This window comes from Deltaproteobacteria bacterium (assembly GCA_009930495.1).
Taxonomy (GTDB): Bacteria; Desulfobacterota; Desulfovibrionia; order Desulfovibrionales; family Desulfomicrobiaceae; genus Desulfomicrobium.
Map to the genome: position 1 here is coordinate 1 of RZYB01000460.1, position 1,099 is coordinate 1,099.

Sequence of the window (1,099 nt, forward strand, 5' to 3'; positions counted from 1 at the left end):
GTTTGGCCAGAATCGGGGCCAGCTCGAAGGTGCCGCCGATGCCCACGCCGACGATGACCGGCGGACACGGGTTGGGCCCGGCCTCGGCCACGCGGTTCACGACGAAGTTCTTGATGCCGTCCCAGCCCTGGGCCGGAGCGAGCATGGTCACGCGGGACATGTTCTCGCTGCCACCGCCCTTGGCCATGAAGGCGATCTTGAGACCGTCGCCCTCGACCAGATCAAAATGAATGATGGCCGGGGTGTTGTCCTTGGTGTTGGCGCGGGTGAAGGGATCGCAGGCGGACTTGCGCAAAAAACCCTCGTCGTAGCCCTTGCGCACGCCCTCGTTGATAGCTTCACGCAGTGTCATGCCGTCAACGCGCAGATCCTGGCCGACCTCGACAAAGAACACGGCCAGCCCCGTATCCTGACACAGGGGCAGGCCCGTGGCCTCGGCCAGTTCATAGTTTTCGGTCAGTTGCCGGAAAATCTCCCGGGCTGCCGGACTGTCCTCAGTGGCGGCGCAGGCCGCCAGACGGTCGCGCACGTCCTGGGGCAAAATCCGGTTGGACTCGACGCACATGCGGGCCACGCTGTCAATAACGGCTTGTGCCGTGATGGTGCGCATGGCTTATTTCCGGAAGAGCTGTTTGATGGCCGTGATGCCCATTTTGCGGCGCAAAAAGCCAAGCTGGTTCTGCAAGGGCAGGTGTTTGGGACAGACGTCCTCGCAGGCCAAAAGGCCCATGCAGCCGAAAATACCGTAATCGTTGCCGATGATCTCGAAATAGTCCCGGTCCGTGCGCTGGTCGCGCGGATCGACCACGAAACGGGCGATGCGGTTCAACGACGCCGCGCCCAGGAAATCGTCACGCATGCGGGCCGTGCCGCAGGCCGCGATACAGCAGCCGCATTCCACGCAACGTTCCAATTCATAGATCTGCTCGGCAACCTTGTTGTCCATGCGTTCCTCTTCCTGGGACGGATCGAATTCCTTTCGGGTGTGAATCCAGGATTCGGTTTTTTGGTACATGTCCCGGAACCACACGCCCGTGTCCACGGACAAATCGCCGACCAGCTTGAAAACCGGCAGCGGCAGCAGGGTGATTTCGTCCGG

General features: G+C 61.6%; 2 protein-coding genes. Both read right to left on the bottom strand.

Annotated elements, in window-relative coordinates:
• The coding region (locus EOL86_15465) for a fumarate hydratase (GenBank protein ID NCD26968.1) at positions 1-610 on the bottom strand (610 nt) is incomplete at its 3' end.
• Between the two features lie 3 nt (positions 611-613).
• Positions 614-1,099, bottom strand: a 486-nt coding sequence (locus EOL86_15470) for a fumarate reductase iron-sulfur subunit (GenBank protein ID NCD26969.1), incomplete at its 5' end; no start/stop codon positions are given.